At 70.7% G+C, this 19,695-nt stretch carries 16 protein-coding genes; 7 read left to right on the top strand and 9 right to left on the bottom strand.

All coding sequences use genetic code 11. From position 1 onward, the window contains the following. The 5 genes from ACFWW9_RS15840 to ACFWW9_RS15820 form a co-directional block, all read right to left on the bottom strand. Complete coding sequence (locus ACFWW9_RS15840; protein WP_390377218.1) at positions 1–1,224, bottom strand: RNA polymerase sigma factor; 1,224 nt, start codon at positions 1,222–1,224, stop codon at positions 1–3. After that, positions 1,221–1,544, bottom strand: a complete 324-nt coding sequence (locus ACFWW9_RS15835) for a YciI family protein (RefSeq protein WP_390377215.1) — start codon at positions 1,542–1,544, stop codon at positions 1,221–1,223. The genes ACFWW9_RS15840 and ACFWW9_RS15835 overlap by 4 nt, the downstream gene beginning before the upstream one ends. Positions 1,545–1,571: 27 nt before the next feature. Continuing rightward, positions 1,572–2,180 carry a dihydrofolate reductase family protein gene (locus ACFWW9_RS15830; protein ID WP_390377212.1) on the bottom strand — a complete coding sequence of 203 codons (609 nt, stop codon included), beginning with the start codon at positions 2,178–2,180 and terminating at the stop codon, positions 1,572–1,574. Between the two features lie 119 nt (positions 2,181–2,299). Further along, the gene (locus ACFWW9_RS15825) at positions 2,300–3,199 is read right to left on the bottom strand and encodes an alpha/beta fold hydrolase (RefSeq protein WP_390377209.1); all 900 of its coding nucleotides are present in this window, start codon (positions 3,197–3,199) and stop codon (positions 2,300–2,302) included. Positions 3,200–3,275: 76 nt separating this feature from the next. Beyond that, positions 3,276–5,507 carry an alpha-N-acetylglucosaminidase gene (locus ACFWW9_RS15820; protein ID WP_390377207.1) on the bottom strand — a complete coding sequence of 744 codons (2,232 nt, stop codon included), beginning with the start codon at positions 5,505–5,507 and terminating at the stop codon, positions 3,276–3,278. Between the two features lie 78 nt (positions 5,508–5,585). On the opposite strand from ACFWW9_RS15820, the gene ACFWW9_RS15815 reads away from it, so the two are divergent. After that, a complete protein-coding gene (locus ACFWW9_RS15815) occupies positions 5,586–6,059 on the top strand; it encodes a hypothetical protein (RefSeq protein WP_390377204.1) in 474 nt (157 codons plus the stop codon). A gap of 106 nt (positions 6,060–6,165) precedes the next feature. On the opposite strand, the gene ACFWW9_RS15810 is transcribed toward ACFWW9_RS15815, so the two are convergent. Next, entirely contained in the window at positions 6,166–9,405 is a 3,240-nt protein-coding gene (locus tag ACFWW9_RS15810) for a S8 family serine peptidase (RefSeq protein ID WP_390377201.1), read from the bottom strand. A 592-nt stretch (positions 9,406–9,997) separates the two neighbouring features. Here ACFWW9_RS15810 and ACFWW9_RS15805 point away from each other — a divergent pair. The 3 genes from ACFWW9_RS15805 to ACFWW9_RS15795 all read left to right on the top strand — a co-directional run bounded on the left by ACFWW9_RS15805 (position 9,998) and on the right by ACFWW9_RS15795 (position 12,864). Next, positions 9,998–11,653 carry an FAD-binding dehydrogenase gene (locus ACFWW9_RS15805; protein ID WP_390377198.1) on the top strand — a complete coding sequence of 552 codons (1,656 nt, stop codon included), beginning with the start codon at positions 9,998–10,000 and terminating at the stop codon, positions 11,651–11,653. A 183-nt stretch (positions 11,654–11,836) separates the two neighbouring features. Then, positions 11,837–12,367 carry an NADPH-dependent FMN reductase gene (locus tag ACFWW9_RS15800; protein ID WP_390377195.1) on the top strand — a complete coding sequence of 177 codons (531 nt, stop codon included), beginning with the start codon at positions 11,837–11,839 and terminating at the stop codon, positions 12,365–12,367. Beyond that, complete coding sequence (locus tag ACFWW9_RS15795) at positions 12,364–12,864, top strand: flavin reductase family protein (RefSeq protein ID WP_390377192.1); 501 nt, start codon at positions 12,364–12,366, stop codon at positions 12,862–12,864. Before ACFWW9_RS15800 ends, ACFWW9_RS15795 begins: the two co-directional genes overlap by 4 nt. 36 nt (positions 12,865–12,900) lie before the next feature. Here ACFWW9_RS15795 and ACFWW9_RS15790 read toward each other — a convergent pair whose 3' ends face one another. Genes ACFWW9_RS15790 through ACFWW9_RS15780 form a run of 3 tightly spaced genes read right to left on the bottom strand, consistent with a single transcriptional unit; the run spans position 12,901 to position 16,474 of the window. Further along, positions 12,901–14,799, bottom strand: coding sequence for an FAD/NAD(P)-binding protein (locus ACFWW9_RS15790; RefSeq protein ID WP_390377189.1), 1,899 nt, complete (start codon positions 14,797–14,799; stop codon positions 12,901–12,903). Next, a complete protein-coding gene (locus ACFWW9_RS15785) occupies positions 14,796–15,563 on the bottom strand; it encodes an amino acid ABC transporter ATP-binding protein (protein ID WP_390377186.1) in 768 nt (255 codons plus the stop codon). The genes ACFWW9_RS15790 and ACFWW9_RS15785 overlap by 4 nt, the downstream gene beginning before the upstream one ends. Next, entirely contained in the window at positions 15,560–16,474 is a 915-nt protein-coding gene (locus ACFWW9_RS15780) for an amino acid ABC transporter permease (protein WP_390377183.1), read from the bottom strand. Before ACFWW9_RS15780 ends, ACFWW9_RS15785 begins: the two co-directional genes overlap by 4 nt. 374 nt (positions 16,475–16,848) lie before the next feature. Here ACFWW9_RS15780 and ACFWW9_RS15775 point away from each other — a divergent pair, with 374 nt between their 5' ends. Genes ACFWW9_RS15775 through ACFWW9_RS15765 form a run of 3 tightly spaced genes read left to right on the top strand, consistent with a single transcriptional unit; the run spans position 16,849 to position 19,426 of the window. Next, complete coding sequence (locus tag ACFWW9_RS15775; RefSeq protein ID WP_390377180.1) at positions 16,849–18,003, top strand: LLM class flavin-dependent oxidoreductase; 1,155 nt, start codon at positions 16,849–16,851, stop codon at positions 18,001–18,003. Further along, positions 18,000–18,491: a GNAT family N-acetyltransferase gene (locus ACFWW9_RS15770; RefSeq protein WP_390377177.1), complete on the top strand. Its 492-nt coding sequence runs from the start codon at positions 18,000–18,002 to the stop codon at positions 18,489–18,491. Before ACFWW9_RS15775 ends, ACFWW9_RS15770 begins: the two co-directional genes overlap by 4 nt. Then, positions 18,488–19,426: an ABC transporter substrate-binding protein gene (locus ACFWW9_RS15765; RefSeq protein WP_390377174.1), complete on the top strand. Its 939-nt coding sequence runs from the start codon at positions 18,488–18,490 to the stop codon at positions 19,424–19,426. Before ACFWW9_RS15770 ends, ACFWW9_RS15765 begins: the two co-directional genes overlap by 4 nt. Positions 19,427–19,695: the final 269 nt, after the last annotated feature.

The following is a 19,695-nucleotide window of genomic DNA, read 5'->3' as shown; positions in this document are numbered from 1 at the left end:
TCACGCCAACTGGTCGCGGCGGCGGGTCAAGTAGGCGGTTTCGGCGGTGTTGCCCGCCAAGGCGATGGCCTGGTCGTAGGCGGTGCGGGAGTCCTGGCTCCTGCCGAGTCTGCGGAGCAGGTCGGCGCGGGTCACGTGGTAGGCGTGGTAGCCGGACAGGGTGGGTTCTAGGCGGTCGACCGTCGCCAGGGCCACGTCCGGGCCGTCCACCTCGGCCACGGCGATGGCGCGGTTGAGGTGGACGATCGGGGACGGGTCCACGCGGATCAGCTGGTTGTAGAGGGCCAAGACCTGGGACCAGTCGGTGTCGCGCATGTCGCGGGCCGAGGTGTGGACGGCGTTGATCGCGGCGAGGATCTGGTACCGGCCTGGAGGCACCCCGGTTGCCAGGCGTTCGCGGACCAGGTGGTGGCCCTCCGCGATCAGCTCCGTGCTCCACGCCCCGCGGTCCTGTTCGGGCAGGGACACCAGTTCGCCGGTCGACGAGACGCGGGCGGGGCGGCGGGCCTCGATCAGGAGCATCAACGCCAGCAGGCCCGCTGCCTCGCCGTTGTCCGGGAGGAGGGCGCGGATCAGGCGGGTGAGCCTGATGGCCTCGGCGGTCAGGTCGGAGCGGAGCGGGTCGGTGTCGGGGCCGGTGGCCAGGTAACCCTCGTTGAAGACGAGGTAGAGCACCGCCAGCACGCCGGTGACGCGTTCCGGGAGGTCCTCGGCCGACGGCAGCCGGTAGGGGATGCCCGCGGCCTTGATCTTGGCTTTCGCGCGGGTGATCCGCTGGCCCATCGTGCTCTCGGTCACCAGGAACGCGCGGGCGATCTCGGGCATCGTCAGGCCGCCGACCATCCGCAACGTCAGCGCCAGGCGGGATTCCACGGCCAGCGCCGGGTGGCAGCAGGTGAAGATCAGCCGGAGCCGGTCGTCGTCGATGACGCCGAGGGGCTCGGACTGGGCGTCGTGGGTCATCAGAGCCTCCTTGTGCTTGTCGTCGCGCTTGGTCTCACGCCGGATCCGGTCGACGGCCTTGTGGTTCGCGGTGGTGGTCAGCCACGCGCCGGGGTTGGGTGGCACGCCGTCGGCGCGCCACCGTTCGACCGCGGTCGCGAACGCCTCGGCTGCCGCCTCCTCCGCGATGTCGAGGTCCCCGAAACGCCTGGTCAGCGCGGCGACGACCCGCGCCCACTCCTCGTGGTGGACACGGGTGATCGCCTCTTCGACGTCGCTCACTGGAACGGCCGGACCTCGATCTTGCGGTCACAGGCCTTGGACGCCTCGGTGGCGAGCTTGAGCGCCACGTCCAGGTCCGGGCACTCCCACACCCACACGCCCGCCAGGTACTCCTTCGACTCCACGAACGGGCCGTCGCTGATCACGACCTGCTCGCCCCGGCTGTCGACGACCGTGGCCGCGTCGGTGTCCGCGAGGCCGCCGGCGAACACCCAGTAGCCCTCGGCGATCAGCCGGTCGTTGAACTCGCTGATGGCGGGCTGCCGGTCGGTGCTGCCGGGGTTTTCCTTGTCGTCGACGACGGAAACCAGGTAGCGCATGCGAAGCTCCTCAGGGGTGTTGTGGGGTCAGGCCGACACGTACAGGGGACGTCCGGCGGGCCGGAAGGTCTGGATCGTCACGCCCTTCGTGTCCACCTGCGACTCGACGAGGTCGAGCGCGACGTCGACGCCGTTCTCCGGGAACAGCCGCGCGCCTTGGCCGAGGACCACCGGGACCACGATCAGCGTCATCTCGTCGACCAGGTCGTTCGCCAGCAGCCACCGCACCAGGGTGCCACTGCCGTTCACCAGCAGCTCGCCGCCCGGCTTGGCCTTCAGCTCCGCGATGGCCTCGACGAGGTCGCCGGACAGGACGGCCGTGTCGCCCCAGGTCGGCGTGGTGAGGGTGGTCGACGCGACGTACTTGGGCTTCTCCGCCAGCGCCACGCCGACGGGGTGGGCGCGCATCGCCTCGTTCGTCCCCCACGAGCCCGCGAACATCTCGTACGTCCACCGGCCGAACAGGAACGCGTCGGCGTTCTGGTAGGTGCGGGCGATGAACGCCCTGGTCGCGTCGTCGCCCTTGCCGAACGCCCACCCGCCGCGCTCGAACCCGTTCCGGCGGTCCTCCCCCGGCCCGCCGTTGCCCTGCACGACTCCGTCGACGCTGATCTGGGTCATGGTCGTGAGCTTCATGATCGGGGTTCCTCCGCTCTCGGCGCCGCTCCCTGCGGGCCTTTCACCACTGCTACGAACGGCCCCGCCCCGATCCGACAACCCTCGCGGAATTTCTTCCAAGATTTTTTCGAGACCGCCTAGCGGATGGTCTTCAGCACGTCGTCGACCGCCGCGGCGATGACCTCCGGGTGCTCGGTCGCGATCCCCTCGTGCGTGGTGCCCTCGGCGACCACGTGCTTCCGGTTCGGCCCGGCCTTGGCGAAGTGCTCCTGGCCGTCACGCCACAGCCGAGCCCCCTCGGGGCTGTCCTCGAACGGGGTACCAGCGGAGACGATCACGGTCACCGGCACGTCGTTCGGCCAGGTCACCCGGTGGAAGGCGCGGTGGACGGCGGCGTAGTCGACCATCACGGCGAGCAGCTGGCGGTTGTTCTTGGTCGACGGCTGCGCCATCAGGGCGGCCTTCTGCTGGTCGATGACCGGCGCGAACGCCGTCAGCATCTCGTCGGTGAAGAAGTCCGGCACGTTCGCGTCGACGAGGACGGCCCCGGACACCCAGCTGGGGTTCTTGGTCACGAACGTCGTGGCGACCTCGCCCGCGATCGAGTGCGACACGAGCACCACGTCCTTCGTCACCCCCAGCTCCTTGAGCCCGGCCTCCAGGTCCGACACGGCGTTCTCCACCCGCCACGGCCCCGACACCTCGGCGCTCTCCCCCTCGCCCGCCCGGTCGTAGGTGATGACCTTCGACCCGGTGGCCTTCGCCAACCGGGGCGCGAGGTCCTTCCAGTACGACGAGTTCAGGCCGCCGCCCGCGTCCAGGACCAGCGCGGGCAGCTTGCCGTCCACGACGTGGAAGACGAGTTCGTGCTCGGCGTTCACCACCTTGCGCGTCCGGACATCAGCGGGTGCGGCAGTGGACGGCGCCGGGGACGGGCTGCTCGCGGCGCTCGGAGCCGCGCACGCCGTGAGCACGAGGGCCGCGGCGGCGGACAGGGCGATCACCTTGCGGCGCAAGGACGTTGTGTGGTTGACCATGGGGAGAACGGTAGGAATTCCCCGTCCCCCGGACGATCCGGCCAGCCCGCCGATCGGCACGGGGGCTGGCCCACCCCTAGTTCTTCAGCCCCAGCTCGTCGGCGATGCGCTTCGCGACCGCGTAGGTGTCGCCGCTGGGCTTCGTCGGGAACGCCGCGGTCTGCGAGGTCCAGTCGGCCCCGGTGGCGCACCAGTCGATGTTCGGCGGCGTGCCGCTGTCGACGGTGCCCGCCAGTTCGGCGAAGAAGCGCTCCCAGCGGGGCTGGTAGTAGCTCGACACCATGCCGTTCCACTCGCGGTTCGCGTAGTCGCGCAGCACGCCGCAGGCCTTCTCCGACCAGATGCTGATGATCGCGCGGGCGTCGCGTTCCAGCGAGGCCTTCTCGGCGGGGTTCGCGCCCCACGCCTTCGCGTCCTCCAGCCACGTGCCGAGCAGCCAGTCCTTCTGCGTCCCCAGCAGCTCGTCCGTGCTCTTCATGTACCCGAGGAACCGGTCGGTGAGCACGTCCAGCGCCGCCACGTCCTTGGCCGCGTACGCCTTGGCGATCTCGTCCAGCGTGCCGCGGGCGCGGTTCGCGACCACCTGCCGCGTCACGTCGACGAGGTCGTACTTGTACGTCTCCTCCTCGCGCACGGCCGGGTCGGCCTGGAGGAGTTCGCCGAGCACGGGTTCGAACTCCTGCGCGGAGTACCGGGGCTCGGTCGGGCCGAAGTAGGACGACGACGTCACCTTCAGCGCGGGCAGCGCGGTGAAGGGGCTCTCGTACGGGCCCTCGCCGCTCTCGTGGTTGGTCGCGCGGAACGAGTACGCGGTGTTGAGCAGGATCTCCCACGCCTCGCGCACGTGCGGGTCGTCGCCCGCGCCGTAGCGGCGTTTCGCGTACGCCTGGATCCACTGGTCGAGGTCGACGGCCTTGTCGCGCCACACCATCTCGCCGAACAGGTCCTGCACCACGGGGTTCTGGTGCGTGCCCTCCAGCACCATCGCCGTGCCCACCAGGTCGCCGCGGTCGGCCTTCGACATCGCCCGGACCTCCGGCAGGGTCTGCCCCGGTTCGGCCAGGTTGCCGAACGTGCCGAGCCTGCCGCCGAAGTTCTGGATCGTGCCCCACGCCCACGGCGCGCCCCAGAACGCGTCCTTGCGCTTCCACGCGGGCCCGTCGTCGGCGTCCAGGTCGAGCACCAGCACGCGCTTGCGGTCGATGGACTTGATCAGGTCCTCGTACGGGTTGTCCTGCCACGCCTGGAGCACCCACGTCGAGTCCGGGTGCGCCTTGGTCAGCGCGTCCTGCACGGCCTTGCCCGCGTCGCCGATGTCGACGCCGCCGAGCACGCCGCCCTCGTGGATCAGGTCGTTGGAGTAGTGCGTGGTGTCGCCGAAGCGCTTGCTCTGCACCTCGTAGAACTTCGCCGCCACCTTGGCGTACAGCGGGTCCGTCGGCGCGAGCCAGAACGGCCTGGGGTGCCCGGCGTAGTCGTCCTGCGGGATCACGTTCGCGCCGGGGTTGCGGTCGGCGAACACCTGGTCCGGCACGTGGCCCACGAACGCCGGGAACACCGGCGTGATGCCGAGTTCGCGCATCCGGTCGGCCACGCGCTTGCCGAGCGCGGCGCGGCGGGCGATCAGGTCCGCGCTGACCGGGCCGGTGTGCGCGCCGCCGGGGGGCTCGTGGCCGGAGATCTCGCCGTACCACTGCCACGGCTGGAACGAGGGCTGCGCGATCCAGTCGCGCACCTCGGACTCGGACATCCCGAACGACTGGAACGTGTCGTACCAGACGGCCTCCTGGCCGACGAGGACGAGCGCGCGGTTCACGCCGCTGGCCGCGAGGTAGTCGATCTCGCGTTCCCAGTCGGTCCACGTCCAGTACGGCATCGTGTAGCCGTAGACGGTGAAGTTGTAGGCGTAGCGGTCCGTCAGCGTGGTGCGCCTGCTGATCGGCTTCTCCGGGGCGGGCAGCTTCTCCGGCAGGCCGAGGCGGTCGCCGTTGGTCGACAGGTGGCCGCCCGCCACGTACTTGAGCCACCAGTTGAAGCCGGAGATGATCGCGACCTCGCTGGTGCCGGACAGCAGGACGTCGCCCTCCGTGCCGCCGATCTGGAACGAGTCCGCCATGCCGGGGCTCGCCGGGGTCGTGGCCAGCTCGAACTGCGCCGCGCGCACGGTGTCGCCGCCGAGCAGGCGGGTGATCGCCGCTCTCGCCGACGACACGTCGACGAAGGACTTGGCCGTCGTCCGCACGTCCGTGACGACCAGCGCGGCCAGCAGGACGACGACGACAGCACCGGCGAGTGCTCTGCGCTGCACGGGTTGCTCCACTTCGGCGGGTTGTTCCGGATCTTACGGTCGGTGCAACCTCCCGGCCGCCTCACCCCGTCTACGCAGGTGACGGGAAGACAGCGGGTGCCGAGCGCGGTGGTGTTGATCTTGGGGATGGCGGTGGCGGGCGGGTGTGGGCGGGCGGCCGCCCCGCTGTCGGTGAGCACGAGCGCGCCGACGGCGGTGACGACGGTGACGACCCCGTCGGACGCCCAGGTGCTCTCGGTGCCGCCTTCGACGGGCCTACCGTCGAGCCCGGAGACGCCGACGCTGGCCCCGAGGGCCAAGGAGCTGATCGACATGGCCAAGCAGGCCAGGCAGGACGCGGTCGTGCTGACCATCTCCGCGGTCCAGGGCGAGACGGAGGCCACCGCACAGGCCCTCCGGGACCTCGGAGCGACGGTGGAGTCCACCGACGCGACCGTGGGCTACATCCGCGCCAGCGTGCCGGTCGACCTGGCGGCGCGGGCGGCCACGCTCGAGGGCGTGTCCCGCGCCGACGTCGAAGAGCCCATCGGCTTCCCCGATCCGACTCCCTAGCGGGCGCGGCGGCCCCGTGCGCGAAGCACGGGGCCGTCGCTGAATAACGCGGAACGGCCCCGCACCCCTCCAGTGGAGGAGTGCGGGGCCGTTCGTCGAGCAGGAGCTAGACGACCGACTGCACCACGACGGTGCCGCGGCCGACGGTCGCGCCCTCGGCGGTCTGCACGAGCAGCTCGCCGCGCAGGACCCGGCCCGCACCGGGCTGGCTGGCGGCGGTCACCGTGCCGTTGACCGTCCACGTGGAGCCAGCCGGGCGGTCGACCTGCGGGTCGGAGACCGACACCAGGCCGAGCGCCGACGAGGCGTAGAAGTCGATGTAGTCGTACTCGGTCGTGCCCGCGGGCACCGAGTAGCCGTCCACCTCGACCCGCCACAGACCGGCGGCCGGGTTCGGCGTGATGACCGACTCCTCGGAGTCGCCGTCCGCCGACGTCTTCGACACCACGCACGTGCCCGTGGTGCAGTTGTACAGCGTCAGGTCGAGGTCGGCCGTGAGGTCGCTCGTCCTGCCGATGGTCGCGCTGACCGCGCTGGCGCCCGCGGGCACCTGGATGTCGTAGGTCTGCACGGCCGCGTTGGCGATGCTGGGCCTGGCGATCTTGGCGCTGGTCAGCTGACCGCCCACGAGCCCGCCCTTGAACGCGGACAGCGAGTTGGTCACCTGGTAGGTCCGCGCGACCGGCTGGCCGAGCGGGGCGGACGCGATGGTGTCCGGGTTCGGGCTGACGGTGGTGCCCAGCACGGACGCGGTGATCTGGTACGGGGCCTTGTCGACGTCGGACGTGCGACGGGCCTCGACCACGATCTCCCAGACGCCGGGGATCGGGTTGCTGACCGTGCGGCTGGTGGGCGTGCCCGGCGTGCAGCCCGCGCCCGCGTCGGGGTTGTAGCAGGCCGTGGACGCCGTGTTGTCCAGCGGGATGCCGGTCGGGTCGACGCGCAGGAAGCGCACCTGGCCCTTGCCCGCGTCGCCGCCCGCGACCATGTCGACCTTGAGGGCGCTGGCGCCCTGCGGGACCCGCACGAACACGCTGGTGACCTGGTTGCGCGAGATCTCACCGGACTGCGTGACCGCGTACTTGTTGGCCGCGGTGAAGTCGTTCGGCGCGAACACGGTGTTCAGCGTGAACAGGTCGACGCCCGGCGTGGACGGGTTGTCCAGCGTGAGGACGGCCGACTGCACGCCCGCCTTCTTCGGCTTGACCTTGACGTCGAACTTCACCGGGGTGTTCAGCGGCAGCGTGACGCTGCTCGCCGAGTCGAACGACCTGTCGTCGCCCTCCCAGTCGACCTTGTACTTGACCGGCTTCGCCGACCCCGTGGTGCGGGTGAAGGTGTAGGTCCGGGTGTACTCCTTGCCGAGCGTCACGCCCTCGCGGTCGTGGATGCCGACGCCGGTGTTCGCGGGCTTGAGGGCCCCGGACAGCGCGGTGTGCACCTCGACGGAGGACGTGACGACGTCCTGCGCGCCGGTGCGGTTGAGGATGCTGTAGGCCGACTTCACGTCGAAGAGGCCCGCGCCCTGCTCGTAGGCGCCGAACTCCTTCTGGAAGTCCGCGCCGGACTTGATGGCGTTGCGCAGCTTCGCGGCGTTGGGCCGCTCGCCGCCGTGGGTCGCCTTGTACGCGCTGACGAGCAGCGCGGCGGCACCGGTGGCCTGCGGGGACGCCATCGACGTCCCGTTGAACATGGCGAAGCCGGGCGGCAGCTCGTAGGTGCCCGCGACGGGGCCGGGGACCTGCCAGCGGGGCACGGTGGAGATCGCCGAGCCGGGCGCGATGATGTCCGGCTTGAAACCGCCGTCCTCACGCGGGCCGCGCGAGGAGAAGCCGTGCAGGTTGTCGCCCTGCTTGGTGACCGAGCCGTAGTTGGAGAGCCAGGTCTCCTTGGTGATGTACGAGCCGACGCTCACCGCGTCCGTGGCGACCGAGGGGTCGCCGACGGTGTTCGCGCCCGCGCCGCTGTTGCCCGCGGAGATGAAGATCTGCACGTTGTACTCGGCGATCGTGCGGTTGTAGAGCTCCGCGCGGGCGTTGTTGCCGTCGTTGAGCGCCGGGAGGCCGCCGATCGAGATGTTCATGACGTCCGCGCCGTTGCGCGCGGCGTACAGGACGCCCTCGAGCAGGCCGCTGTTGGTGCAGGACGACGAGGTGAGGCAGACCTTGACGGCCATCAGCTTGGCGCCGGGCGCCGCGCCGCTCATCTTGCCGCCGAACATGGCGTTCGCCGCGGTGATGCCCGCGACGTGGGTGCCGTGCGCCGCGCCCGCGATGCCGAGGTTGACGAAGGCGGTGCCGCCGTTGTCGTAGACCGACTTGTCGGTCTGGACGACGAACGCGACCCGCTCGACGATCGGGGTGGCCGCGTTGTCCGTGCCGAAGAAGCCGACGTCCTTCTTGTACTTGTAGTCGATCATCGGCGTCTGGTCGGTGAAGTCGCCGTCCTGGTCGAGGTCGACCCGGACCTCCTTCGTCAGCACGTCCTGGAGCACGGCGAACGTGTCGAGCTTGTCGCCGTCGCGGTTGATGTCACCGCCGACCTCGCTGGTCGAGGCGCCGAGGTCCTTCGCGGTCTCCTTGAACAGGCCGAGCGCGTACGGGCCGCCGGTAGCCGGGGCGGTGTAGTTCACGCCGCCGGACGTGAAGGCGCCGGTGTAGCGCTCCTTGCCCATCGCGACCCACGTGCCGTCGTTCTCGGTCGGCGCGTTGGCGTTGTACCAGTCGACGATCTTGCGCTCACCGGTCGTGGTGGTCGCGAGCGCCGGGGTGTCCAGGTCGACGCCGGAGTCCAGGATCGCGATCGTCGTGCCGCGGCCGTCCCACTTCGGGTGCGACTGGGTGAACGACGCCGCGCCGGTGTCGGCGATCGGCATGTACGGGTTGTCCCTGGGGGTCTTCGCGCCAGGGGCCTTCTGCGGCAGCGGGGTGGCGGCGCCCTCGGGTCGCGGGTTGTCGACCGCGACGAGGCCGTCGACGTCCACGGCGTCGACCGACTTGAGCTTGGCGGCCTTCTCGGCCTGCTCGCGGGGCAGCGTCACCTTGAGGTAGTCGACCGCGCGGTCGGTCGTCTCGACGGTGGCGCCGAGCGCCTTCAGCTCGCTGGTGGCGGCGTCGACCTTGCCCGCCTCGGCGGCGACCAGGAGCGTGACGTCGGCCTTGCCCGCCTGCTCCGCCTCGGCGAGGAGGGCGCGGTCCTGCTTGTCCAGCTGCTTGTCGGCCTGCGCGGGCGGCAGCGGCTGGGCGGTTGCGGGGGTGGCGGCGAAGCCGAACCCAGTCGAACCCAGCACGGCGGCCAGGAGGGCCGCGCTGGTGCGGTGTCTCCACCGAAGTCCTGACTTGATCACGACGCGAAAACCCTTCGTGGGGGAAGAATGGTGGAAGCACACCTCTTCTACGCACGAACGGGCAATAGGACGATCAGCCTATTGAACAGGTCCACATTGGACCGAAAGAACCCTTGTACGAAAGGCTTTTCCAGGCTAGCGACCGTTTTTCCGATAACGGTTGAAGCACCGGAACTCCAGTCAAGGGCTGATGGAATGGAATGTCAACCCCTGTCAACGGTGAATACGACGTCCTTCGGTTTCGCCGGTAACGAATTCATCCGGCGGCCGATGCCCGCATTTCAGGGGTTCGGCGGGGAGTGATGCCGGACACCAGGGGAACATCCGCGTGGTACCACCCGTTCTACCAGTGGTCGGCACCAGGGCGCGGCGCACGGCGTCGGTTCGCCCGGACGCACCCCTCGGCCGGAGCGGACCCTCCCCGAGACGCCCGTAGCGCGCCCCTACCCGCCGACCGCCGTCGGCCGGACCGGAAATCCCCCCTTCCGCACCCGGCCGACGGTCTCCCACCTCCCCGGATAACGCGAAGAACTTTCGTGTCCCGTGGCCCGCCTGCTGCGCGGCCGACCCCTGGACTCCTAGACTGCGCCCCATGGCACAGGACGCGGACGTCATCGTGGTCGGCGCGGGTCTGGCGGGGCTGGCAGCCACCGCGGAACTCGTGGACGCAGGTCGCAAGGTCATCCTGCTCGACCAGGAACCGGAGGCGTCGCTCGGCGGCCAGGCCTTCTGGTCGTTCGGCGGCCTCTTCCTGGTCGACAGCCCCGAACAGCGCAGGCTGCGCGTGAAGGACTCCGCGGAACTGGCGCTCCAGGACTGGCTGGGCTCGGCCGGGTTCGACCGCGAGAGCGACCACTGGCCGCGCAAGTGGGCGGAGGCGTACGTCGACTTCGCCGCGGGCGAGAAGCGCTCCTGGCTGCACGCGATGGGCGTGCGCTGGTTCCCGTTCGTGCAGTGGGCGGAACGCGGCGGCTACCTGTCCGACGGCCACGGCAACTCCGTGCCGCGCTTCCACGTCACGTGGGGCACCGGCCCCGGCATCGTGGCCCCGTTCGAGCGCCGCGTCCGCGAAGGCGTGGCCAAGGGCCTGGTGACGCTCAAGTTCCGGCACCGCGTGACCGAGCTGACCACGACCGGCGGCAAGGTCGACGGCGTCCGCGGCGAGGTGCTGGAGCCCAGCACGGTCGCCCGCGGCGTCAAGAGCTCCCGCGAGGTGACGGGCGACTTCGAGCTGCGCGCGCAGGCCGTGGTCGTCACGTCCGGCGGCATCGGCGGCAACCACGACCTCGTGCGCAAGGCGTGGCCCGCGCGCATGGGCACCCCGCCGGAGCACATGCTGTCCGGCGTCCCGGACCACGTCGACGGCAAGATGCTCGACGTCGTCGGCAAGGCGGGCGGCGAGCTGATCAACGGCGACCGCATGTGGCACTACCCCGAGGGCATCGCCAACTACGACCCCATCTGGAGCAGGCACGGCATCCGCATCCTGCCCGGCCCGTCGTCGCTCTGGCTGGACGCGACCGGCAAGCGCCTGCCGATCCCGCTGTTCCCCGGCTTCGACGCGCTCGGCGCGCTCGACCACATCGTGCGGTCCGGCCACCAGCACTCGTGGTTCCTGCTGAACCAGCGGATCATCGGCAAGGAGTTCGCGCTGTCCGGGTCGGAGCAGAACCCCGACCTGACCGGCAAGGACGTGAAGCTCGTGCTGAAGCGCGCGCTGCCCGGCGCGGTCGCGCCCGTGGAGGCGTTCGCCAAGCGGTCGAAGGAGTTCATCTTCGGCCGCACGATCGCCGACCTCGCCAAGGGCATGAACGCCCTGACCGGCAGCGACATGATCGACGCGACGGACCTCGAACGCATCGTCGTGGAGCGCGACCGGCAGGTCACCTCGGGCCTCGGCAAGGACATGCAGGTCAACGCCATCTCGGCGGCGCGGCACTTCCTCACCGACAAGCTCATCCGGGTCGTGGAGCCGCACCGCATCCTGGACCCGAAGGCAGGGCCGCTGATCGCCGTGCGCCTCTCCGTGCTGACCAGGAAGTCGTTGGGCGGCCTGCACACCGACCTGTCCAGCCGGGTCCTCAAGGACGACGGCCGGCCGTTGGAAGGCGTCTACGCCGCGGGCGAGGCCGCCGGCTTCGGCGGTGGCGGCGTGCACGGCTACCGCGCGCTGGAGGGAACGTTCCTCGGCGGCTGCGTGTTCTCGGGCCGCACGGCGGGTCGAGCGGCCGCCGCCGCGACCGCCTGACCCGAAGTCCCGCCGACTGGACGTCCTTGACGCGGCGGCGCGGTCACCGCAGGCTCGGAGGGGTGAACCGAGCCGAGTTCCTGACCCGCCGCCGCCACGTGGACTTCGCGCGCACGTGTTCGGACCGCTGTCCGTAACCCGGACCACTCGGCCCAGTTCCCGTTGCGCCCCAAGGAGTCATCGATGTCCGCACTGATCGGCACGCTCGTCGGCAACCCCCGCCCGGCGTCCAGGACCCTCAACGCCGCGCTGGCGCTGCGCGAGGCGGTCAAGCGCGTCCTGCCGGGGTCGCGGGACGGTGCCGTCGTCGACGCCGCCGACCTGGCCCAGGACCTGTTCGCGCCCGGCTCGACGAAGGTCAAGGACGCGCTGGCGTCGTTGGAGCTGTCGAACGTCCTGGTCATCGCCTCGCCGACCTACAAGGCCACCTACACCGGCCTGCTGAAGTCCGTGCTCGACCAGGCGCCCGGCGGGTGGCTCAAGGGCAAGACCGCCATCCCGTTGCAGGTGGCCGCCTCCGACAGGCACGCGCTGGCCGTGGAACTGCACCTGCGCCCGGTGCTCGTCGAACTGGGCGCGCACATCCCCGGCCCCGGCCTCTTCCTCAACGAAGCGGTGCTCGCCGACCACGACGCGCTGATCGAGAGCCTCGTGGAGCAGCTCACCGCGAACGGCACGGCATCCGTCCTCACCGCACTGGGGGTTCCCGCATGAGCGTCGTACCGCACCAGTCGAAGCGCGACCTGGCCACCGACCTCAAGGGCGCGCTGCGCGACCATCCGCAAGCGGTCACCATCGTCACCGCCCAGGGCCCCGAGGGGCCGGTGGGCGTGACGGTCAGCTCGTTCACCTCGGCGAGCATGAACCCGCCGCTCATCGTCGTGTGGATCGGCGACGGCGCGTCCGCGTGGCCCGTGCTGCGCACCGCGCCGCTGTTCGCCGTGCACCTGCTGCACGCGGGCCAGAGCGACCTGTCGGACCTGTTCGCCAAGACGGGCTCCGACCGCTTCGGTGAGGCCACGAACTGGCAGCCGGACGACGACGGCGTCCCGCACCTCTTGGACGCCCCGCTCCGCCTGCGCTGCCGCACGGCCCGCCGCATCGCCGTGGGCGACCACATCGCGCTGGTGGGCGAGCCCTTGGAGATCCAGCACACGGCGGGGAACCCGCCCCTGGTCAGGTTCCAGGGGCGGTACACCTCGATCGGCTAGAGGCGCTGACCGGCTGTGGCCGCCCGCCACAGCCGGTCAGGCCACGTTGTCAGCCCGCTTCGCGCTTTCGTCGGCGAGCAGCTGGAGCAACGACCGCGCCACCCCGTCGTTCTGGCGGAAGCCCGGCGCGTTGGTGCCCGGTCGGGCGAACGCGGCGAACGCGCGGCCCGTGGTGAACGGGCCCAGGGCGAACCGTCGTGGGTGTGCCAGGCCGTCCCGTCCGATCAGCCGGTTGTCGGGCGAGACGCGCACCAACCCCGTGGAGCGCCCATCCGACAGCTTCTCCTCGACCACGTCACCGGCACCGCGCAACGCCCGCAGCACCGGGTCGGCCGTCCGCTCCAGGCTGTGGGTGGGCAACCGGGCCTCGACCAGACCGGTGGCGCGCACGACGTCCGGCGTGCTCGCGCTCCCGGCCAGGAACACGCCGTCCTCGGCCCGGACCCACAGGTCGGCCCCGAGGAACCGCACGATCCCGGCCCGCGAGAGCGCCAGCAGCTCCTCCAGGCGGTCCGGCGGCGGCCCGCTGGCCAGGAAGCTGAAGAACCCGCCCCACCACCCGTCCGCGTGCGCCAGCCGGGACGACGGCGACAGCTTCGGCGCGGTCAGCACCCGCGGCAGCTGCCCGTAGATCGACAGCAGGGCCATGAACGCCCCCAGGTCGGCGCTGAAGGCCGGATCGGCCCGCCGGGCCAGGTCGGCCTCGACGTAGGCCGTCAGGTGCTCCTGGAACTCCTCACCGGACGCGAACGCCTTCCCGGCGAGCGGCCGGTCGATCCGCTCGAAGTCGATCCGGTCCTCCTCGCGCGGCACCGACGACTCGACCAGCGCGGTCATCCCCGCGCTGTACCAGTCCAAGTCGGCGTACTCGGCGGCGAACTCGGCCCACGGCCGCGACACCCGGTCGGGGTGGCCGGTGAACAGCTCGTGGAAGTAGCCCCAGGCGATCTCCTTGGCCAGCAGCGGCCACACGTCCGCCCGGAAGTCGAACTCCTCGGTCGCCGCGAGCAGCCGGTCGACCACCTCGCCGCCGAAGAACCGGGGCAGCGGCAGCGGGTCGCCTTGCAGCCGGTACCCGGTCTTCGAGTGGTACGGCACCCCGCGCCGCGACCCCACGTGGATCCGCGGCTCGTTGCCGGACGCCGTGTACCGCAATTCGCCGTCGACCCGCTCGAACTTTCCGCCGCGCCCTTGGGTGAGCAGCACCATCAGGTCGATGAACGCCAGCCCGAACCCGCGCAGCACCACGTCCGCGCCCGCCTCCACGGCCGACAAGTCGCTGTCGGCCGAGTAGTCCGGCGGCAGGTAGGTCAGCCCGTTCTCGGCCGCGTAGGAGGCCAGTTCCCGTTCCTCCGCACCGGTTTCCGCGTCCAGGTGGCCCAGCGTCAGCACCACGGCGTCGGCCACCAGCGGCGAGGTCCGGTCGGCGAGCCACACCCGTTGCCGACCGTGCACCGAGCCGGACATCCGCACGACCGTCGTCCGGTGCTGCCGGACGGTGATCCCCGGCGGCAGCGCGGCCACCGCGTCCCGGAAGAACCAGCCGAGGTACGCGCTCTGCAAGCGCCTGCTGGGAAACGTGGTCGGCTCCAACCGGCCGACCTCGGCGCGCACGTCGTCCGGGAGGTCCACATCGGACGGTGCGACCTTCTCGGCCCACTCCGCCAGCGACGGACCCGGCCGCACCGGGCCGTCGCAGACCACGCTGGCGTCGGTGAACATCGTGACGTCCACGGCCATGGAGTTCATCCGCAGCAGCTCGGACTGCTCGTACCGCCACACCCGCCCCGCGCCGACCGGGTGCGGGTCCACGACGTGGACCTCCAGCGCCGCGCCGGGGAACAGCTCCGGCGCGTTCACCGCGATCCGCTCGATCAGCCCGGCCGCTCGCGGACCGCCGCCGACCAGCACGAGCACCACCGGCTCCGAGGTCACAGCACCCTCGCCAGGAACTCGCGGGTGCGGGCGTGCCGGGGGTTGACCAGCAGCTCCCCCGGCGGACCGGACTCCACGACCTGACCCTCGTCCAGGAACACCACGGTGTCGGCGACCTGCCGGGCGAACGCCATCTCGTGCGTGACGACCACCATCGTCATGCCCGCCTCGGCGAGGTCGGCGATCACGGCCAGTACCTCACCGACCAGTTCGGGGTCGAGCGCGCTGGTCGGCTCGTCGAACAGCATCAGCTTCGGCTCCATCGCCAACGCCCGCGCGATGGCGATCCGCTGCTGCTGCCCGCCGGAGAGCTGCCGCGGGTAGGAGTCCTCGCGGCCCGCGAGCCCGACCCGTGCGATCAGCTCCCTGCCCAGCGCCACGGCGGCCGCGCGCCCGAGACCGCGCACGCCGATCGGCGCCTCCACCACGTTCTCCAGCACGGTCAGGTGCGGGAACAGGTTGAAGTTCTGGAACACCATGCCGATCGTCGCCCGCTGCCGGGTGATCGCCCGGTCCTTCAGCTCGTGCAACCGGCCCTTGTGCCTGCGGTAGCCGATCAGCTCGCCGTCGACCTCGATCTCGCCCGCGTTGATCTTCTCCAGGTGGTTCACGCACCGCAGCAGGGTGCTCTTGCCCGACCCGGACGGCCCGATCACGCAGGTGACCTCGCCCTGCCGCACCTGGAGGTCCACGCCCCGCAGCACGGGTGTCGTGCCGTAGCTCTTGTGCAGGTCGCTGATCCGCACGAGCGTCGCCGCGCTCATCGCAGCCGTCCCTTCAGCCTCTGCCACGGCGTGGGCGGCAGGGCGCGCGCCGCACCGCGCGCGTAGTACCGCTCCACGTAGTACTGCCCGACGCTCAGGACGCTCGTCACCACGACGTACCAGATGGTGGCGACCAGCAGCAGCGGGATGATCAGGTAGTTCCGGTTGTAGATGAGCTGCACCGAGAACAGCAGGTCCTGCACGGCCAGCACGCTCACGATCGACGTGCCCTTGAGCGTGCCGATCAGCGAGTTGCCCGCCGCCGGGATGATCGAGCGCATCGCCTGCGGCAGCACGATCCGCCGCAGGATCCGGCCGCGGCCCATGCCCAGTGCCAACGCCGCCTCGACCTGTCCTTGTTCCACGGACAGGACACCGCCGCGGACGATCTCGGCGGCGTAGGCGGCCTCGTGCAGCGTGAGGCCGATGATGACGGCGGCGGTCGGCCCGATGAGGTTGATCGAGCTGAGGCTGACGAAGTCCGGGCCGAACGGGATCCCGAAGGACAGCGTCGGGTACAGCGCGCCGATGTTGAACCAGAACAGCAGCTGCACGAGCAGCGGCACGGAGCGGAAGATCCAGACGTAGCCCCAGCTCACGCTGACGAGCACCGGGTTGCCGGACAGCCGCAGCACCGCGAGCAGCGTGCCGAGCGCGAACCCGAGCACGAGCGTCAACGCGGTCAGCCACAGCGTCAGGCCGAGGCCGCGCAGCACGACGTCGGCGGTGAAGTACTCGGCGACGACGCTCCACTGGAACGCCTCGTTCGTGACGACCGACCGCACGGCGGCGGCGAGCATCACCAGCACCACCACGGCGGAGATCCACCGGCCGGGGCGGCGCAGCGGGACGACCTCGGCGGGCGCGGTGCGGGCGGTGGACGGTGGTTGGAGATCGGTGGAAACGCTCACTGAAGGTCTCCGGAGGGCGAGGGACAGCACGGGAAACGGGTGCCGCGTCCCTCAACGCCGCTCCCCGATGAGAACTCCGCCACCACCGGGAAGTCAAGGGATTCCGAGGGTTGGACGCCCGTTCCACGTCTCGTTGACGAACTCCGGAACCGCTGGTCCACTGGGACCGTGGAAAGCCTGCGACTGGTCACCCGTGACCACATCGACCTCGGTCGGGTGTGGTCCGCCTCCTGTCCGCGCTGAGACCCACCACCGAGCGCGTCTCCCTCAACGCCTGACTCGGCCCCCTTCCTTCTCCTTGCCCGGCAACGGGTTTCCCGCACGCCCGCGCCGCCGCGGGCGTCTTTCCCGCACCACCACTGGGGAGTACTGACGTGCCTGTTGAATTCCTGGGTATCGGTGGCACCAACGACGGGTCGGAGACGAGCCCGCGCACCGGCGCCTCCTTCGACAAGGACTACACGCTGCGGCTGGCCCGCGCGCACGAGGACAACGGCTGGGACCGCGTGCTGTTCGCGTACGGCTCCGGCTCGCCGGAACCCGCGCAGGTGGCGGCTTTCGTGGCCACGAAGCTCGACAAGCTGCAGATCCTGCTGGCGCACCGGCCGAACGTGTCCTACCCCACCTTCGCCGCGAAGACGTTCGCCACGCTCGACCGGATCAGCGACGGCAGGCTCACCGTCCACTTCATCACCGGTGGCACGGACCACGAGCAGCAGCGCGAAGGCGACTACCTCACCAAGGACGAGCGCTACGACCGCACCCGCGAGTACATCGGCATCGTGAAGAAGGCGTGGACCTCGCGCGAGCCGTTCGACCACGAGGGCGCGCACTACCGGTTCGCCGACTTCGTCAGCGACACCTTCCCCGTGCAGCAGCCGCGGCCGAACGTGTCGTTCGGCGGCTCCTCGCCCGCCGCGTACCGGGCGGGCGGCGCGGAGGCGGACATCTACGCGCTGTGGGGCGAGCCGCTGGCCCAGACGGCGGAGCAGATCGAGTCGGTGAAGCAGGCCGCGCGGGACGCGGGACGCACGGACGTGCCGCGCATCCAGGTCGCGTTCCGCCCGATCCTCGGCGCGACCGAGGACCTGGCGTGGGAGAAGGCCCACCGCACGGTCGACGCGATCAAGCAGCGCACCAAGGGCGGCACCGCGGCCCTGACCAGGCGGCACTCGTTGACGAACCCGGAGAACACCGGCTCGCAACGGCTGCTGGCGCTGGCGGAGCAGGGCGAGCGCTTCGACCGCGCCCTGTGGACGCCGACCGCCGCGGCGACCGGCGGCGCGGGCAACTCCAACGCCCTGGTCGGCACCCCGGAAACCGTGGCGCAGGCGCTGCTGGACTACTACGACCTCGGCGTGGACATCCTGTCCGCCCGCGGCTACCACATCCTGAACGACGCGATCGACTTCGGCCGCTACGTGATCCCGATCGTCCGCGAGGAGGTCGCCAAGCGCGACCGCGACCGCGCGGCGGCCGAGGCCAAGGCGCAGGAACCGGTGCGCGAGTCGATCTCGGTCGACGGATGACGGTCGACCAGTTGGAGGTGCGGCGGGTCGATCCGACGGACCCGCTCACCGCGCCGATGATGGCCGAGCTGACGCACGAGTACGTGACCCGCTACGGCGAGGAAGCGCTCCAGGAGATGTCGCGCTACCCGACGGAGCTGTTCCGGCCGCCGGACGGGACGCTGCTGCTCCTGCTGGAGGACGGCGCGCCCGTGGCGGGCGGGGCGTTCAAGCGGTTCGACGGCGAGACGGCCGAGTTGAAGCGGATCTGGACGAGTGCCGGGCACCGGCGGCGCGGGCTGGGCCGCCGGGTCGTCGCCGAGCTGGAGCGCGAGGCCGTCGACCTCGGGTACCGGCGGCTCTACCTGACCACCGGGCCGCGCCAGCCGGAGGCCAAGAACCTCTACCTGGTGCTGGGCTACACGGCCCTGTTCGACGTGAGCGAGCCACCGACCGCCGGGCCCCTGCCCTTCGAGAAGTTCCTGCCGTCCGAGGAGACGTCGACGTGAAGAGACCCAAGCGCGGCAAGCTGTACTCGCTGCTGATGCTGTCGTTCGCCCTCTCGTTCGCCACGGCCGCCTGCGGCACCGGGTCCGCCGATGCGGGCGGGGCGTCGAAGTCCGCGGCCCCGACCGCGGACGTGCTGTCCGGCGTGGCGAAGGACGACGCCATCGCGGCGCTGCTGCCCGACGCCACCAGGCAGGCGGGCGTGGTCAAGTTCGCGTCGTCGGTCGGCAGCACCCCGCCGTCGGCCTTCTACGCCGAGGACAACAAGACCGTCCAGGGCGTGGACATCGAGATCGCCGCCGCCGTCGGGCAGGTGCTCGGGGTGAGGATCGACCGGGAGGTCGCGAGCTTCGAGGCGATCCTGCCCGCGTTGAGCAGCGGCAAGTACGAGGTCGGCACCGGCAACTTCGGCGTGACCGAGGCGCGGAAGAAGACGATCGACTTCGTCACCTACATCAACGACGGCCAGGGCTTCGCCGTCCGCAAGGGCGACGACCGGGTCAAGGAGGTCAAGAAGCTCGACCAGCTCTGCGGGCTGAAGATCGGCACGGGGGCCGGGACGACGTTCGAGGCGACCCTGGAGAAGGAGAAGCACGTGTGCGCGGACGCCGGGAAACCGGCGTACGAGGTGTCGAGCTTCGGCGACAACGGCGCGATCTACCTCGGACTTCAGCAGCAGCACATCGACGTGATCATGAGCACCATCAACGGGCTGCGGCACGCCGCCGCCGAACAGCCGAACCTGCAATTCCTGAACGAGTTCAAACGGCTCGACGTCGGATTCGCGTTCAAAAAGGGTTCACCGCTCGCGCCCGCGTTCCAGGCCGCGGTGAACAAGCTCATCAAGGACGGGACGTACGGGAAGATCCTGGACAAGTGGGGCACCAAGGACTCCGCGATCCCGGAATCGCGGATCAGCCCGCCCGAACTCACCTGAGCACCGCTCGCACCGGGGCCGGGTCTCCCCTCGTGGAGGCCCGGCTCAACGCGTTTAGCAGCCTACCGGCGAGTAGGCACGCACCACTTCCGCGTGACGCGCATCCGGACGAAATCCGGGTGCTCGGGTTGGGGAGGGCGCGCGGGATCAGTAAGCTCACTCGTAGCCAGCGACCTATGACTGAGTGTGCCGCGGTGGAACTGCTCCACCCGTCGACCGCGACCCCCGAACGAGTGAAATTGGAGCGTCCGTGCACAGCGCCTGCCGGG

The sequence above is a fragment of the Umezawaea sp. NPDC059074 genome (assembly GCF_042738955.1).
Taxonomy (GTDB): domain Bacteria; phylum Actinomycetota; class Actinomycetes; order Mycobacteriales; family Pseudonocardiaceae; genus Umezawaea.
Note: the sequence above shows the minus strand (reverse complement) of the source record. Positions and strands in the feature narration are given on the sequence as shown.

What these genes read in the sequence shown, in the direction of transcription:
- ACFWW9_RS15800 (WP_390377195.1), top strand. Translation starts at nt 11,837, where the DNA reads ATGTCCGCACTGATCGGCACGCTCGTCGGCAACCCCCGCCCGGCGTCC.
- ACFWW9_RS15795 (WP_390377192.1), top strand. Translation starts at nt 12,364, where the DNA reads ATGAGCGTCGTACCGCACCAGTCGAAGCGCGACCTGGCCACCGACCTC.
- ACFWW9_RS15835 (WP_390377215.1), bottom strand. Translation starts at nt 1,544, where the DNA reads ATGCGCTACCTGGTTTCCGTCGTCGACGACAAGGAAAACCCCGGCAGC.
- ACFWW9_RS15830 (WP_390377212.1), bottom strand. Translation starts at nt 2,180, where the DNA reads ATGAAGCTCACGACCATGACCCAGATCAGCGTCGACGGAGTCGTGCAG.
- ACFWW9_RS15825 (WP_390377209.1), bottom strand. Translation starts at nt 3,199, where the DNA reads ATGGTCAACCACACAACGTCCTTGCGCCGCAAGGTGATCGCCCTGTCC.
- ACFWW9_RS15770 (WP_390377177.1), top strand. Translation starts at nt 18,000, where the DNA reads ATGACGGTCGACCAGTTGGAGGTGCGGCGGGTCGATCCGACGGACCCG.
- ACFWW9_RS15805 (WP_390377198.1), top strand. Translation starts at nt 9,998, where the DNA reads ATGGCACAGGACGCGGACGTCATCGTGGTCGGCGCGGGTCTGGCGGGG.
- ACFWW9_RS15785 (WP_390377186.1), bottom strand. Translation starts at nt 15,563, where the DNA reads ATGAGCGCGGCGACGCTCGTGCGGATCAGCGACCTGCACAAGAGCTAC.